This is a genomic window from Mesorhizobium sp. M4B.F.Ca.ET.143.01.1.1 (assembly GCF_004792275.1).
GTDB classification, from domain to species: domain Bacteria; phylum Pseudomonadota; class Alphaproteobacteria; order Rhizobiales; family Rhizobiaceae; genus Mesorhizobium; species Mesorhizobium abyssinicae.
Window position 1 is genome coordinate 1 of record NZ_SRSR01000035.1, and the last position, 14,963, is coordinate 14,963.

7 protein-coding genes and 6 pseudogenes are annotated in these 14,963 nt (G+C 57.9%); 7 read left to right on the forward strand and 6 right to left on the reverse strand.

Translation table 11 applies throughout. The features are described from left to right. Positions 1-2,078: 2,078 nt before the first annotated feature. The 4 genes and pseudogenes from EN786_RS35275 to EN786_RS39395 form a co-directional block, all read left to right on the forward strand. Positions 2,079-2,216: pseudogene (locus EN786_RS35275) on the forward strand (IS110 family transposase); the annotation flags it as partial. Between the two features lie 324 nt (positions 2,217-2,540). Continuing rightward, complete coding sequence (locus EN786_RS35280; RefSeq protein WP_135909916.1) at positions 2,541-3,566, forward strand: IS110 family transposase; 1,026 nt, start codon at positions 2,541-2,543, stop codon at positions 3,564-3,566. Positions 3,567-3,773: 207 nt separating this feature from the next. Continuing rightward, positions 3,774-4,437, forward strand: a pseudogene (locus EN786_RS35285) (DDE-type integrase/transposase/recombinase); the annotation flags it as partial. A gap of 325 nt (positions 4,438-4,762) precedes the next feature. After that, on the forward strand, positions 4,763-5,131 hold the full coding sequence (locus EN786_RS39395) for a GMC family oxidoreductase N-terminal domain-containing protein (protein WP_189524364.1): 369 nt from the start codon (positions 4,763-4,765) through the stop codon (positions 5,129-5,131). Between the two features lie 797 nt (positions 5,132-5,928). On the opposite strand, the gene EN786_RS35300 is transcribed toward EN786_RS39395, so the two are convergent. Then, a complete protein-coding gene (locus EN786_RS35300; RefSeq protein WP_135909922.1) occupies positions 5,929-6,834 on the reverse strand; it encodes a LysR family transcriptional regulator in 906 nt (301 codons plus the stop codon). Between the two features lie 136 nt (positions 6,835-6,970). On the opposite strand from EN786_RS35300, the gene EN786_RS35305 reads away from it, so the two are divergent. Both EN786_RS35305 and EN786_RS35310 read left to right on the forward strand, forming a co-directional pair. Then, positions 6,971-8,308: an aromatic ring-hydroxylating dioxygenase subunit alpha gene (locus EN786_RS35305; protein ID WP_189524365.1), complete on the forward strand. Its 1,338-nt coding sequence runs from the start codon at positions 6,971-6,973 to the stop codon at positions 8,306-8,308. A gap of 95 nt (positions 8,309-8,403) precedes the next feature. After that, positions 8,404-9,471 (forward strand): 2Fe-2S iron-sulfur cluster-binding protein, encoded by a 1,068-nt coding sequence (locus EN786_RS35310; protein WP_135909926.1) that lies wholly within the window; start codon positions 8,404-8,406, stop codon positions 9,469-9,471. A 12-nt stretch (positions 9,472-9,483) separates the two neighbouring features. Here EN786_RS35310 and EN786_RS35315 read toward each other — a convergent pair. Further along, a pseudogene (locus EN786_RS35315) lies at positions 9,484-9,637 on the reverse strand (IS630 family transposase); the annotation flags it as partial. A gap of 77 nt (positions 9,638-9,714) precedes the next feature. Here EN786_RS35315 and EN786_RS35320 point away from each other — a divergent pair. Continuing rightward, a pseudogene (locus EN786_RS35320) lies at positions 9,715-9,961 on the forward strand (IS110 family transposase); the annotation flags it as partial. 763 nt (positions 9,962-10,724) lie between these two features. On the opposite strand, the pseudogene EN786_RS35335 reads toward EN786_RS35320, so the two are convergent. The 4 genes and pseudogenes from EN786_RS35335 to EN786_RS35355 all read right to left on the reverse strand — a co-directional run. Beyond that, positions 10,725-11,792, reverse strand: a pseudogene (locus tag EN786_RS35335) (IS630 family transposase). Positions 11,793-11,934: 142 nt separating this feature from the next. Then, on the reverse strand, positions 11,935-13,761 hold the full coding sequence (locus EN786_RS35340; RefSeq protein WP_189524366.1) for a hypothetical protein: 1,827 nt from the start codon (positions 13,759-13,761) through the stop codon (positions 11,935-11,937). A gap of 53 nt (positions 13,762-13,814) precedes the next feature. Beyond that, positions 13,815-14,303: pseudogene (locus EN786_RS35345) on the reverse strand (IS630 family transposase); the annotation flags it as partial. Between the two features lie 80 nt (positions 14,304-14,383). Further along, positions 14,384-14,963, reverse strand: a 580-nt coding sequence (locus EN786_RS35355; RefSeq protein WP_246688836.1) for a group II intron maturase-specific domain-containing protein, incomplete at its 5' end; no start/stop codon positions are given.

Below are 14,963 nucleotides of genomic sequence, written 5' to 3' on the forward strand. Positions count from 1 at the left end.
TTCACTCTCGGCTGTCCAGTCGGGCATGGCGGGGCGCTTCCCTGATCACGAATCAGCACGCTAACAAATCCGCAACCAGCGCGAATCCCCCCGCATCCGCGACTTTCTGACTCAGTAAGACTAGGCCTAATTCCCGGACAGTGGTGGAATGCACCCCCCCCGACTGAGACAAGGAAAACGCGGACAGTTTCCTTGCAAGGAGAGGAAACTGGGGCATGGCCGGGGCAAAGAGTTATTGATGAGGACCAAAAGCTGGAGCTGCTCCAGCGCATGGAGGCGGGCGAAACCATCAGCAAGCTGACAGATGAGGTTGGCATCAGTCGCCAACGAACACCTCAGGCTTCATGGTAATCTGAAGTCACGTCGGCGCGGCCGGCCGGCCAGATCGATAGCAGTAATTGACGGGGTCGCGCAGGGCGAACGGTCCCTAAAACTTGCCTGTGTCAACGACCTTTTGACGCTTTCCAGCTTCGTAACCACACATCTGATCGACAGAAGAAAACCACCGCTCATCGGCGGGGCCAGATCTGACACGTGGGCCGGGTCCGAGATGAAGCGTGTCACAATGGCACGACCAAGTCGCCGTTTCTATCAGTTGCAAATGTAGTTCTCGCAAATGTTCCTGTTCGCATTTCGTCTTCCATTGATTTGGCGCGTTCTTGTTCGAGGAGCGTTAGAAGGGGAGGAGCGGCTCATGAATATCAGCGTACACTTCCTTCTTTGCAAATTTGTTAACAAATATTAATGGATATTTCACGTGCAATGTAAGGCAAAACGACAATATAAAAAAGCCATTTCAACGGAATGTAATGGAAAATGAAGATTATTTGCTCCAGACACGGAAATACGTTTTCGCCCGGCGCGAAAGCGATATGGTTAGGTGGCCAAGCCGATCCTCCTCTCGTCTTGGAAGGGGAACGTCAGGCACGGCGACTCGGGACCGCACTGCGGAGTGCAACTCGCATACCATCCGCTGCATTTTGCAGTCCTTTGCGACGAACAAGCGCGTATGCAGAGATCGCTTTGGCCACCTCGGGTGCAAGGCAGCCTCCCATTCCCGATTGGAGGCTTAGCGAGATAGATTATGGCGACTGGGAAGGCCTCTCCAATGTTGAAGTGGTCCGCCGTTTTGGCGCCCGTGATTTCTTCGATTGGTATCGGCGTAGTATATGGCCTAAATCGAACTGGAAGACGGACGAGAATGTTTATTTTGACGCGATCGACAGCTTCCTTATGGATCTCAAGGGCTCTTACCGATCCACCGAAACCATCCTCGTGGTCACCGATCATGGGCCTCTCAAGTGTATAGGACGTCTCCTTATGGGAAAATTTGGAGATTTTCCGGTAGCGCAATTGGCCCGAGTCGACACTGGCAACATCTGTGAATTGGAAATGGGGGATGACTTCCTCCGACCGGTTACTTGGAATGAGCGTCCGGGCGTCCTGGTTCCACCGGTTTGGCCAAAATGAGGTGCTAAGGTTACCTCGCGAGATGAGAGCCGACCGGCAGTAGATGCTTCTTCTCTCGGCGTATGACCCGGGCACCCGGCCAAGCCACGACTTATCGACATAAAATCTTGGCCCGGCAGTTGATCCTTCACGCTGTCTCACGGATGCCGCCGAAGGGTAAGGAACGACGATCAGCGCCATGGTGGGTCGGGCGCTTCGGGCGTTTCTCGGCGAAGCCGACGGCCATGGCTGACCGGCGGCCTGCTGCAGGCCAAGTTGGCACAGGTCTACGGGATGCTGGTTGCGGAGCGGGTTCGCATCGGCGCCACACGCCCAAGCTCAAAAAGCGGACGGCACTTTTGCGAGCGCTCAAGGAGGTGTTTCGCCGCTACCGGTCGCAGCCGAGTGTCAGGGTGATAAGCCTGATCAATCCGATGCTCCGAGGGTGAGTGAACTACTTCGCGGTTGGACACTCGAGTGAGTGCTTCAGCTACGAAGGTCAGGCGCCATCTGGCGCAGGCCCGGCAACAAGAGGGCTGGAAACGGTGGAGTAGGGCGTGGCTGTACGACACGATGAAGCTGTTCAACGGCTACCGAGTGCGACGCGACGGACCGAAAACGGCCCCAGCATGATAGGTCCCATAAGCCTATCCCAAACGCCGAGCGCTATCCGGACTGATCTTGGCGCAATTTTCGTCTCATTGGAATTGAGCCGTTCGAAATGGCTTTTCACTTCGCTGTCGCCGGGCGGCGGCGAGAAGATGTCGATGCGGTGGCGGCCGACGACATCACCGGCCTGCTGGCGTCGACAGCGTGGACCTGGATAGATCGAGGCCGACGGTGGCTACAGCATTGAGTTCGATGTCAGTCTTTTCCATGGACGGTGCTCCTTCAGATGAGTGCTCGACAGCAGCCATCTTGGCACGCCTCTCACGAGGATGATGCCGTTGCGGGCGCCGTCCACATGGGGTAATCGCGGGAGCGACTCGCCCTGAATACATCATAGGCTTTGGAGGGTGGCTGTTCCCCGATAGGATGGAATACGGGCTCACGACTGGACGCCGGGCCCAAGCATCAAATGGAGAACAGCCATGGAAGAATATATCGGTCTCGACGTGTCGATGAAAGAGACAGCGGTGTCGATCCGACGTGAAGGCAAGCGCGTCTGGCGCGGGAAGTGCGCCTCTGATCCAAAGCTCATTGCCCACCTTATCCAAAAACGCGCACCGTCCACCAAACGAGTGGTGTTCGAGACCGGCCCCTTATCCGTGTGGTTCTATCATGCGCTCCGCGCGGAGGGGTTGCCTGCGATCTGCATCGATGCTCGCCATGCCAAAGCAGCACTCGACATGGCCGCGAATAAAACCGACGCGAACGACGCCGACGGTTTGGCGCATCTTGCAGAGGTGGGCTTCTTTCGTGAGGTGCGGGTGAAGGGGTTCGACAGCATGCTGACCCGCACGCTCGTGGCGGCACGCACCAGGCTGGTCAGGATCACGACCGAGCTTTCAAACCAGATCCGGGGGCTCATGAAGACATTCGGATTGCTCGTTCCCGCAGGCAAGGGAAGCACGTTCGAGAAGAATGTCCGCAGTCTCCTTGTCGATCAGGAAGGGCTCGCTCCTATCGTGGTGCCGATGCTGGAAGCCTGGCGCAGCATGCGCATTCGTGCCGCTGAACTCGGGCGTCAGCTTGTTGCTGGCGCGCGCCAAAGCCAAGCGTGTCAGATCCTCATGTCGATCCCCGGCGTCGGCACGATCACCGCGACCTCTTTCGTCACCGCCATCGAAGATCCCAACAACTTCAAGAAGTCCCGCTCTGTTGGCGCCTGGCTTGGTCTGACGACCCGCCGCTACCAATCAGGAGAGGTCGATTATGACGGCCACATATCCCGGCGTGGCGATCGTCATTTGCGAGGGCTTCTCTACGAAGCCGCCACGGTGATCCTGACCCGCAGCTCGGCCGACAGCGCCCTGCGGACATGGGGCCTCAAACTCCGCGAGCGGATCGGCTTCAAACGAGCTGCTGTTGCGGTAGCCCGCAAACTGGCCGTGACGATGCACGCGATGCTGAAGGCCGGTGAATTCTTCGACCGGACCGCCGGCGCCACAGCGTGATGGCCTAGGAATAGCGTTCGGTCACCGAGCGCGCTGAGACGTCCCTGCCGGGACGTGGGCAGAGCCATTCCGCTTGATGGGGTGCACCGCTGGCTCAGCAGAGTGCGTCGTCCACATTTGAAGGCTCCTCCCGCGAAGCTCCATCATGCGGCGCCCAATGTCGACCGCGAAGACGACCCTGCACCCGGCATACGCCTCTCAGAAACTATAAAGGTGCTTGACTCAACGATCGCGATTAGACGACCCCATCAAGAGAGCCTGAGGGGCCTCGCCAAACGCTACGGGATTAACCAGAAGACCGTCGCCAAATGGCGAGAGCGGACCTCGGTGGCCGATCTGCCGACCGGTCCGAGAGAGCCGAGATCGACTGTGCTCTCTCTTGAGGAGGAAGCCGTCATCCTTGCCTTCCGGCGCTACACTCTGTTGCCGCTCGATGACTGCCTCTACGCCTTACAACCGACGATCCCACACCTCACGCGCTCGTCACTGCACCGCTGCCTGCAGCGCCACGGCATCAGCCGCCTGCCGGACGTAGAAGGCGACAAGCCGGCGAAGAAGAAATTCAAGAGCTACCCGATCGGCTACTTCCACATCGACATCGCCGGAGGTGCGCACCGAACAGGGCAAGCTGCACATGTTCGTCGCCATCGATCGCACCTCGAAGTTCGCCTTCGTCGAACTGCACGAGAAGGCCACCACCGCCGTCTCGAGAGACTTCCTGCTGCGCCTGATCGCGGCCGTTCCCTACAAGATCCACACCGTGCTCACCGACAACGGCATCCAGTTCACGACGCCCGGCGCCGGCGGTTCGGCCGTGCCATTGATCAAGGAGGGCGAACGCTTCCGGGCCCATGCCTTCGAATACGCTTGCGCCACGAACGACATCGAGCTGTCTGAAAGAGAATGGCTGTTCGAGACGCAGAAGTTGGCAGGGTCCGATCTTCCAGGTGCCGATTACACCGTGGTGGCGACATGATTCAGGTCTTAGAAAGACCATCGAGACAGACGTGCAAAGATGCAAGCCTAACGACTTAGGCACGAGCTTAATGTCCGCCTGACGTCTTATTGCCAAGTGACGGATCGGGCGTTGTGTTCAAACGCTGGGTGCTTTCGTTTCAGTTGCCGAGGGGCGAGCTGCCGCATCATACCGTTCTGTGTGGAACGTAACTATCATTGCTGGAATGGAGTGGAGCGGGATGGAACGTGTCTGGGACATTGAAACCGACTATTGCGTCGTTGGAGCGGGTTCGGCGGGGTGCGTCGTTGCGAGCCGGCTTTCTGAGAATGCCCTTTCGCGAGTACTTTTGTTGGAAGCAGGGCCGCGGGACTGGCACCCCTTCATCCACATTCCGGCTGGTTACTTCTATTTACTGAAGGATAATCGATTCAACTGGATGTACAGTTCGGAGCCTGCCGCTATGACGTCCAACAGAATAATGACGTTACCTGCGGGAAGGGGTCTGGGAGGCAGCAGCTCGATCAATGGGATCCTGTTCGTTCGTGGTCAGGCTGCCGAATACGACCGCTGGGCCATGACCTGGGCTGTGAGGGGTGGGATTTCTTGAGTTGCTTCCTTACTTCAGGAAGGCGGAGACCTTTGCAGGTGAGCCATCGCAACACCGCGGGGGTCCGGTGTCTGTCTCTGCCTTTCGGACCATACATCCGCTTGCCCGGGACTTCGTGCGGGCGGCCGGTCAAGCCGGATACGACGAAGTAACCGATATGAATGCACCGATCCGTGACGGTGCTAGTCTATTCCAACAGAACCGGAAAGGCCGTTTCAGAGCGAGTACAGCGTCAGCGTACCTACGCCCGGCTTTGAAGAAGAATCGCAACCTACGAATGGAAACCCACGCCATTGGCTCCCGCATATTATTTGATGGGAAGCGGCGGATGAACGCGACCGCTGTCGCTATGGGCGAACGAGCGGCCGATCTCATCCTCCAAGCTTAGTGAAATGAAGGTTTCTTGATTGCAAATCCTATCAGTCTTGTGCGTGATAAGTTGGTGGCTCCGCCCATTTGCCCCCATCTCCGCACAGACGGGCCATGTGGCTCAATGTTGCTGGTTAATCGGCTTCTAAGGTTTGACAGACCTAACTACTAGATGCATTTCACGCTCGCGGCAGAAATTTTTTGGAGGCTGCATCCACCATAAAAGGTCTGCCGCTGCCCTACTTTGCTCGGCGCTTCTCTCCGGCCTGCCTGTTTTGTGATTGAAGATGCTGGTTGTGATTGGAGGCCAACACCTGATGAGCCGGCCTCTTTTCAATGATCTTCGTGAGAGGCGGCTTGGTGGCGAGTTTTGATGCAAGAAACTACTTCGCAAACGCCGGTTACGCATTCGCCAAAACAGGAACCTCTCAAGGCCGCTGCGGATGATGCTCGACTGAGTGCATAAGTGCCAGCACGACAGCCCGGATGGCAGGACTGCTCTTCTTCCGCGTCACGATGTAGAAAGAACTTTGGTGTCGCCGCGACGTGGCGGTGAGGCGCACCACCCGGCCGAGCCGAATGTGCTCCTCAATGAAGCCCACCCAGGCGAGAGCGGCGCCCCGGCCTGCAATGGTCTCATGCATCATTGACAGATAGTTCGTGAACCGTGGGCCATCGAGTTTGCGCTCGGTGCCGATCCAAGATTCCCAACTGTCAACGGCGCCAGGCTGCGTGGTCGAGTGCAGAAGCGGGACATCGAGGAAGGCCTTCGGGTTCTCCGACGCGAGTGCCGGATACTGAGCAAGGAAGGCTGGCGAGCAGACTGGGAACCACTCACCTTCGAACAGCTTGGCGGCTATGAGGCCCGGCCAGTCCTCGGGCCTTCCGAAACGGAGGGAAAGTGCCACGTCAGGCTGATCGAAGTCCCTGTAGTCGTAGGACGTCAGCAACATGACCTGGCCGTTGGGAACGCGTGATGCCACGAGGTCGAAACGGGGCATCAGCCACATCTGTTGCAGGTCGTAGCTGCAGCCCACCACAAAGGTATCCCGATCTGGAGCCTGCAGTCTTTCCACCGCCTGCCTGATCGTGCCCAAGCCGTCGCGGATCGCCACGGCAAGGCTGTTGCCCGCCTCGGTCAGGATGACTCGGTTGCCCCTGCGCGTGAACAGGGCGACCGCAAGTTGCCGCTCGAGATTAGCGATATGCCGGCTGACTGCCGATTGGGCGATCTTGAGTTCTTCGGCTGCGGGCGTCAGCCCTCCATTTCTCGCCGCCGCCTCGAAGGCGACCATGGCGTTGAGTAGCGGCAGCGATGTCTTCAGCGTCTTCAATGCAATTGTCTGCGCCTCGCCCGTAATGCCTTTTTGTTATCATAGCCTCTCATAGCTATATTTGCAACATGGGCTCTTTTTTAGCATACTCATGACGAAAAGTTATCGTTTGAAGCCAGCTAGAAGGAGTTCTCCGGTGCAAGCTACGACGACAACCAAATTGACGCCCGACCGAGCGGGGGTCGTCGACCTGGTCGACCGTCATCGCCTCGGCTGGTCCCTCGAGCAGGCGTTTTATATCGATCCGGCAATTTTCGAGCTCGAACGTGAGTTGTGGTTTCCGCGCCAGTGGACGCTTGTCGCCCATGTAAGCGAGGTCCCCGAAAAGGGTCGGTATATCGTGCGTCAGCTTTTCGACGAGGAAATCATAGTGGTCCGATTTGGTGAGGCGGAAGAGGACGTAGCCGCTTATTACAATGTGTGTACCCATCGCGGTTCCCGGCTATGCACAAAGGACGGGCGTGGGCGGCTGTTGGTATGCCCCTATCATGCGTGGTCGTACCGACTGACCGGGGAATTGCAGACGCGGCAGGACGTGCCCGACAATGTCGATCCGGAGGCGCTGGGCCTGCATCGCGTCCCGACAAGATGTGTCGGCGGGCTAGTGCTCTGCGGCCTCGATGAGGCCAGCCTGCCGGGTATTCAGCCTCTCGCCGATGCACTGGACAGCGGTTTGCGGGACATGGGCATAAACCGCGCGCGCATCGCCGCTCGCAAGAGCTACCCGACCAAAGCCAATTGGAAGCTCGTGGTCGAGAACTTCAGCGAGTGCTATCATTGCCGGCCGGCTCATCCCGAATACTTTAGGTCGAATAGTTACGTGAAAGTCGTTTCTATGCGCGATGAAGCCAAGGCGGCCGAATGGCAGGAAGAACTCGACGCTTGGCACAGCGTCATCGGCGATACCGAGTTTAATAAGGGGGCATGGGAGCCCGGTGGCCTCGACAAGGTGCAGTTTGCTATGTACCGCAAGCCGATCGGCCGCGGTCGCGATACTCTCTCCGACGACGGTCAGTCTGTGTCTTGTTTGATGGGTGGGCGAAGCGTCTATGACGGCGGTGAGACCGGGTTTCGGCTCGGCCGCCTCTCATTTATCAGCGCGGCAAACGACTATGTCACACTGTTTCAGATGATCCCGCGCAGCGCGAGGGAAACCGACGTAATTCTGACCTGGCTTGTCGACCAGAACGCCGCCCCCGACATCAACACCGACGCGATCACCTGGATGTGGGACGTTACCACAGTCCAGGACAAAAAGATCACCGAGGACAATGCCGCAGGCATCGCCTCCAAGGCATACCGACCCGGGCCCTACACCGAGCTTGAACCCCAACCATCCTTCTTCGTTCAGACATATCTTGCGGAGATGCGCTCCCTGATCACTGGCGAAGGTACCGACGCACCCGTTTGGCAATTTCCCACAAAGGGTTATTCGTCGGCCTGCAGCGTGCTCCAGGCTGCTGAAGCGGTCTGAGCAGGAATGTCCGCCCTTGACGCTGGGCATGCCAGCCGCCAGCGCGGGCATGCCGAGCCCGAGTGGCTGCGCCATCATTCGAACCGGTTCTCCCTATGCTTCACCGACTGACCGTTAGCGAAATCCGCCGGGAGACGCCGGACGCAGTTTCCATCGTCTTCGACATCCCGCAAGGGCTGAAGGCACGTTTTGTTTTCCAGCCCGGGCAATACCTCACCTTGGAGGCTGAGGTCAATGGCGAGCGGGTGAGGCGCGCCTATTCGATTTGTTCCGGCGTCGACGACGGCGAGATCAGGGTGGCGGTGAAAGAGATCGACGGCGGGCGTTTCTCGTCCTTCGTGAACCGGCTCCTTCAGGCAGGCAACGTCATCGGAGTTATGGAGCCGAGAGGCCGATTTGTCTTGCCGCCCGCACCGAAGGCGGGTCGTATTGTGCTTGCGGCGGTAGCGGGCTCCGGAATTACTCCGGTTCTATCGATCGCGAGCACCGTGCTTGCGCGCGAATCGCATAGCCGCTTACTCCTGGTCTGCGGCAACAAGCGGCGACAAGACATTCTCTTCCGGACACAGATAGCCAAGCTTGAGCAGGATTTCTCGCCCCGCCTGCTGGTGCGTCACATTCTTTCGCGAGAACATGGCGGGCCAGGTTTCGGACAGGGCAGGATCGATGGCGACACGTTAACCTCCATTCTTGGCGAGTTGAACATGCCGATGTCGGTGATCGATCGTGCTCTGTTATGCGGACCGCCCGAAATGGTCGCGAATCTGAGCGCAGCATTTCAGAGACAGGGCTTAGCCTCCGACAAGATCCTGGCTGAGTTCTTTCGTCCCGCAGCCGCCAGGTCAGAACCGAGGGACATCTTGCCCGAAGCGGATACCTCGACGCGGCATGTCGAAATCAGGCTGGGCGGTCGCAGCATCGTCATCGATGCCCGTCCGGGCGAGACTGTCGTCGATGCTGCCCGCCGAAGCGGGCTCGCGGTCCCATATTCCTGCGGTCGCGGCACGTGCTGTTCCTGCGTCGCCAGGGTCGTCGAGGGCGACGTCGAAACAGAATCCGATGCGGCGCTCGAAGAATGGGAACGGGAGGCAGGTTTCGTGCTCACCTGCCAGTCGCGGCCCGCTGGAGATCGCCTTGTCGTGGACTACGACGCCGCCTTCTAGAGCACGTCCGGCTTAGTCCGGATCATATCCTGCGGCCTTGATTAGTTTTTGCACTCGGCCGGTGAGAACAGCTCGACGATCGAGCCGCGGCATCCCACAGGGGCTTGATGGTTCGCTCTGCTTTGGCGCGCATAAGCGCCTTGAGTTTTGAGAAGGCATTCTCGATTGATGGTATGGATGGCTCCTGCTCCCGGCGTCGTATTGCGCCATAGTTGGGATGTTGTCGTCCCACGCAGAGGAGTCATCACGTCTGATCTTGCCACAGTTGGTATCGACCTCGCAAAGAGCGTCTTCCAAATCCACGGTGTAAAACGAGAACGGTCGGGTTCTCGTGCGCCGCCAGCTTCGCCGCAGCCAGTTGCTCGCGTTTTTTCCAGAAGCGCCCGCGATGCTTGATTGGCATGGAGGCTTGCGCAGGTGCTCACGACTGCGCTGCAGACTGCAGGAGGTGGGGCATGACGTCCGGCTTATGCCACCGTCCTATGTGAAGATTCCATGAGGCGGAGACGCACGCGCCTTGCTCTGGAAGAGTTGGGTCGCTCACTTTCTCGATGGAGACCTTTGCCATGCAGACTGCCAGAATGACAGAATGACCACCGCACATACGATTGCGACTGTTGAGTGCGGCGCGATTTTCGTTTCTCTGGAGCTCAGCCGCTCGACGTGGCTGGTGACCACCCTTGCGGCCCCCGTGGGGTCCAAGCTGTCGAGGCATCAGGTGCGGGTGGGGATATGCCGGGGCTGCTGGAGCGGTTTTCGGATCTGCAACGCCATGTCCACTGCCGGATTGGCCGGATTGGCGCTTACGCTGTTCATCTCCATGCAAGCAGTTTAATATAACACGCGAAACGGCGGGGATGCGAGACAAGACCAGCAGCAGCGAAGCCGCTTGGCAGGAAGAGCTTTCTGCGGCGGCCCTTCCCGACAAGCGTCTGGCCCGTCGGCTGCAACGGTTGCTGGATCAGATGTCAGCTGCTAGCCACTCCTGGCGGCCCGCGGCGACTGGACGGCGGCCTATCGCTTCTTTGACAATCCGCGTGTGACCGAACGTAGCGTTCTCGCCGGCCATTTCGCCGCGACCGCGGCGCGGCGGACACCTCATCAGGAAGGAAAACCCGAGCGGGCATCGTCCATCGCGCAACCATAACCAGTAAGCCGACCGACGACGATCTTGAACGCGTCCGTCTGTGCCGTTTACGAGTTTACGATCTAACCAGGCGCATTATCGATAAATGCGCCACTTATACCAAGGGTCATGAAGCTCGACCGACGTGGGCCCACTCTCGCATTCCGATTGATGTGATTGTTTCGGGTTGGGCGATGAGCTTCTGCCAAGCCTCGCAGGCGGCGTCGATGATGGCGTCGTGACCGTCGAAGACGCGGTTGGAGAGCCAGTTGGCGCGCAGATATTGCCAGACGTTCTCGACCGGGTTGAGTTCCGGGGCTCGCGATGGCAGCAGCACCGGCGTGATGTTTTTCGGCACCTTCAGCTTGGCGGTCGTGTGCCAGCCTGCCCGGTCGAGTAGCAGCACGGCGTGCGCGCCGCGCGCCACATGGCGGCTGATCTCGTCGAGGTGAAGCTGCATGGCCGCGGTGTCGGCAAACGGCAGCGCCATGGCTGCTCCCTTGCCGCGCCGGGCAGATGGCGCCGAACAGGTATGCGCTTTGATAGCGCTGGTCGGCGGGCTGCCTGGGCCGCGTGCCACGGCGCGCCCATTGCCGCACGACACCGTTCTTCTGGCCAATTCTGGCTTCATCTTGAAACCACACCTCGACGGGCTTGCCCTTCGGCAGATCGGCGAGGTGGGCCTCTAGCGTGCGCGGAAAGTTTTTTTGAACTCTTCCACGATCCAGGCATCCTGCGCCGGATGGCGCGGCCGCGCGCTCATGTGCGAGAAGCCGAGTTCCTTCAGCAGCTTGCCCACGTAGCGCTCGTGATAGGCGACGCCGAAACGATCCGCGATGACGCGCTGCAGATCGATGCGCCGCCAGCGCACCACGCCGTCAATCGCCAGGTCCGGTCCCGTCTCGACGATTTGCGCCAGTTCGGCCTTCTGTTCCGGCGACAGGCGCGGCGTGGGTCCGCCATACCAGGCATCTTTCAGTCCGTCAGGACCATCCTCGTTAAAGCGATGCACCCAGTCCCGCAGCGTCTGGCGGTCCATGCCGCCGATCCGTGCAGCATCTTCCCGGCTCATCCCGTCCATGATCCCAGCCAGCGACAATAAGCGCGTGCTCTGGTTGACGTCCTTCGCCGCCTTCCCCAGTCGCCGAAGCGCCACAGCCGAATAGTCCATCCGCATCTTCACCGCTGATCCCATCGCCCGAATCCTCCTCGCGACAAGGAATCACGGATCAGTCGAAGCGGGAACCCCTAGAGAGTCAGCCCTCAGAGCCTTTGGTATTATCCCTTCTTTCGGAAACAAGCTTGAAAACTGAATTGCTGTCTAGTATTGCGTTACCCTACAGGCCATCCCTCGCGGTAACAACAAGCGTTTTACAAAGATATTTTTCCTTCATAACTCTAAGCCTAGCTTCCGTAATGTTGCCTTCAAATACTTCTTTGAAGAAGCTATAAGCGTCTGACGCTTGTTTAGGCGTGAGTTGGGCTGCATAGGCACGCAAAAGGTTAATCTCTGTTGTGCAATTTCGTCTTTGCGACAGTGTCGCCCAGGAAATATTCCCCGGAAAATCCGTCAGACTTGAAAGATCAAGCGGATTATTGGCGAGCGCTTCATTCGGCGGTGTTACTTGACGAACAGCTTCCCACATTTGCGGAGACTCGCGGAAAGCTGTACCCTCGTCTGTTTCAGGGCCTTGAACTCGAAATTGGAAAGCGGATGAATATACAAATTGAGCGCCTGCCAAAATTGACGGTGCCAGCAACACGATCGCGGTTATGGTTGTTAGGCGCCCAATTAGTGTTCGTTTGCAGATCTGTGAGGAGAGCAATGTCGCAGTCATCGCCGTCATCAGAAGTATCGATGGAACGACTACCCGCCATCCTAAATCGTTACCCATAATAACGCTATGCATAAACTGTGCGCAAAATAGGGGAGCTAGGATAGCAACTATTATGGTTCGATCGATATGTTGATACTCCATCGCCATAAAAGATCGTCTGTACCAGACCCAAATTAAAAGAGATATGAACAGAATGTTAAAATCAAGAAATATTGATATGACCCAGAAGCCTGGCAGATCAAGATACCATCTCTGCCAAACAAACACGGGAAAAAGCCAAAACTCCACGGCTTTTCTTGTATGCAATAGGGCGGCCTGCTCGTAAACCAACACGCCTGCACAGAGCACAGTCACCGCAGCAATAACCCCAGTGGAAACGGCAACTTGTAGCAACCGCCTTTCCCGTACAACATGCAAAGCAGATAGCATCCCTGCAATAGGCAATATCAAAAGGAGCGAGAAGCCGCCCGCCCAAGTTGAACTGCCATAAGCAGACGCGAGCATCGCGCCCATAAATACCCCCAGAAACAGATTGCATCTGGTATTATCATATAGAATTCGCACATATGCCATGATGGCAATCGAAGCCACGGTTCCGGAAAATAGGTGCTGGGGTGCCCATGCGGCCTGAGCGATCCACGTTCTGAAGTGTTCCTGTACCATCCAAGTGTCGAGCCACTTTCCAGAGACAAATCGCACGATTGGCCTAAGAGGACCGCCAAGCAAGAGCGGGAGTACCCACCAAGCGGCATTTGCACGTCTGCTTCGTGCCACGGCCAGCCATGTTACAACGAACGTCGAGCACAAGGCCGTCACGCCGGTAAGAGCAATGTCGGCCTCCCAGCCGCTTGCGCCTGTGACAACAGATGAACACGCGGCTATGAAGTGCCAGACGTAGTAGTAAATAAGTGTGTTGGGACTTCCCGCTTCGGAATAGTATGGATTGCTGGGAGGCAAACCATTTTGAGCGATTTCATCTATGATAGCTATTTTGGCATGGTCCCAGGCCGGGTCACCGAGACCGGCGCTTTCACCATAATGCTGCGGAATGATCGCGAAGCTAGGCAAAAGGCATAGGAGAAATGCAACAGCTAGCCAGGAAAAGCTGGGACTGATTGGCGAGCGAAAGAGCGGGTCGACGGCGACTTTCGATAGCCAGGTTGCGACGGCGGACATCCCAAGAACGACAAGAAACAGATTGATCGCGGTTAAAGACAATAAATGAAAAATGGAAACACCTGCCGCGCCGAATATTCCCAGTCCGATGACCGGAGCTATAAGCAAGCGCATTCGGGCATTGCTGTCAAAGTGCTTCGAAACAGGCAAGCCTATGGCATACCCTATGGTGCCTGAAACGACAGCGCTAGAGCGGGATGAATTTAGGTTGGCGCATAGCCGGCCTCGATGAAGTAATTTCTGCATTCGGTTGACGTGACAGTGCCGAGGATTTGGCCGATGGCGTCACAGACGGTCTCGACCGTTCGCCTGGCAGCCTTGCGCAGCCAATGCTTGAGCTTGGCGAAGAATTTCTCAATAGGGTTGAGGTCGGGGGAGTATTTGGGCAGCAAGAACAGCCTGGCGCCGGCCGAGCGGATGGCACGGCGCACGGCCTTGCCCTTGTGCGAACCGAGATTGTCCATGATGACGATGTCACCGGGCTTGAGGGTTGGGACGAGAACCTTGTCGACATAGAGCTGGAAACGCTCGCCGTTGATCGGTCCGTCGATCAGCCATGGTGCATCGACACGGTCGTGGCGCAGTGCCGCCAAGAAGGTCATGGTCTTCCAATGACCGTGCGGCACCTTGGCCTTGATCCTCTCGCCGCGCGGCGCCCATCCTCTGAGCGGCGCCATATTGGTCTTGGTCCAGGGGTGAGTAGGCCGGAGGAATTTCACCTGCCGGCCTCTCGCAGAACGGTGCGTGAACCTCTCGATTCACACCGCTCCCATCAGGCGAACGTATTCGTTCCGAACACCTTCCAATGCACGAACAGTCCGGGATTTCCCCGTGCCAGCTTTCTCAAGAAGAGGCTGGCACGCGTCTTATGGGACTGAAAGCGCTTGAACTTGCGCATGATCCACGCCCTGAGCTTCCGGTTGACGTAGTCAGCCAGAGTGGACAGGGCCGAACGGCTGAACCGGCCGTAATAGGCTATCCATCCCCGAAGGAGCGGATTGAGCTGTTGGGCGATTTCAGCCAGCGTCCCCGGCGTCTGCCGCGGTATGTTCAAGCTTTTAATCGTCGCTCGCATCGATTTCAGTGCCGTGGGGCTGGCCGCAGGCGTGTAGCCACAGAAGAACTCGTCTCGCTGTGTCTTCGCCACCCGTCGCGGCCGGAATTGATACCCGAGGAAGTCGAACACGACATTCGGGTATTTGCCCCTGCGCCTTTGGTCCTTGCAATAGACGATCTTGGTCTTTGTCGGATGCATTTGAAGCCCGCATGCCGCCAGTCGAGCACCAAGCTCCGCCTTGAGGGCTTCGGCTTGCTGTTCACTCCGGCAGTGCACAAGGCCATCGTCAGCATAT

Coding starts and splice junctions, on each gene's coding strand:
- EN786_RS35280 (WP_135909916.1), top strand. CDS start 2,541: ATGGAAGAATATATCGGTCTCGACGTGTCGATGAAAGAGACAGCGGTG.
- EN786_RS39395 (WP_189524364.1), top strand. CDS start 4,763: ATGGAACGTGTCTGGGACATTGAAACCGACTATTGCGTCGTTGGAGCG.
- EN786_RS35310 (WP_135909926.1), top strand. CDS start 8,404: ATGCTTCACCGACTGACCGTTAGCGAAATCCGCCGGGAGACGCCGGAC.